This window comes from Bacillus sp. MUM 13 (genome assembly GCF_001866725.1).
Classification (GTDB): Bacteria; Bacillota; Bacilli; order Bacillales; family DSM-1321; genus Peribacillus.
Genome location: NZ_MLYQ01000139.1, coordinates 1 through 891, shown reverse-complemented (window position 1 = coordinate 891; position 891 = coordinate 1). Strand labels below are relative to the sequence as shown.

The 891-nt window shown below is 41.4% G+C and carries 1 protein-coding gene; it reads right to left on the bottom strand.

Annotated elements, in window-relative coordinates; translation table 11 throughout:
• Positions 1-168: 168 nt before the first annotated feature.
• Positions 169-891, bottom strand: a 723-nt coding sequence (locus BIV59_RS21690) for a S8 family peptidase (RefSeq protein ID WP_071353541.1), incomplete at its 5' end; no start/stop codon positions are given.

The following is an 891-nucleotide window of genomic DNA, read 5'->3' as shown; positions in this document are numbered from 1 at the left end:
ACACTTTATTTATAAAATTTTAAATATATTCCGGTAATTATATCGCCTGTAATTTAGACGTATATATAAAAATTTCCGTTTTATGCGTCATAATATAAAAAAACACACTGCCTCATCTTTCAGGCAATGTGTATACTGCTTTGGCAAAATTTTTTGGTAAAAATATATTTAACGGGTTTGGAGCTCCTTCACTAAGGCTGCTGCCTTTTCTTTGAACATCTGTGACAAGTATTCCGCAGCAGTAAGATACAAAAGACCATTCCCCTCTACTTTAGGTGAATTGCCGAGAGGAACCGTTCTTTTGATCAATTGTGCATATAGTTCAGGTACCGTCAGTTTTCTTTCAAAGCTTTTATTTGCAAAATCCTTAATGAGTGCCATTGCCCCTGAAACATGCGGTGTTGCCATAGAGGTTCCGCTGAGCGTGGCATACTTCCCGTCTTTATAGGTGGATAGTATTTCCTCCCCTGGGGCCACTAGGTCAATTTCATTGTTGGAGTTTGAAAAATCGGAAGAGCGCCGTTCAAGGTTAACTGCTCCGACACTGATTACTTCGTTGTAGCATCCGGGATAATCCAGCTCGTCTGTTGCATCTTTTCCGTCTCCATCATTTCCTGCTGCACACACAACCAGGATGTTATTATCCACTGCCTTTTTAATAGCATCATGCAATTCAGGTAGATCAACTGGACCGCCAAGGCTCATGGAAATAATATCAGCTTTTTGTTCAATCGCATAGTGAATGCCATTAATGATCCATTCGTATTGCCCTGATCCATTTTTATCCAGCACCTTAACAATCAGCAATTTTGCACCTGGAGCGACGCCGACTACCCCTGCGTTATTTTCAGCGGCAGCCATCGTGCCAGCCACATGTGTTCCATGACCATT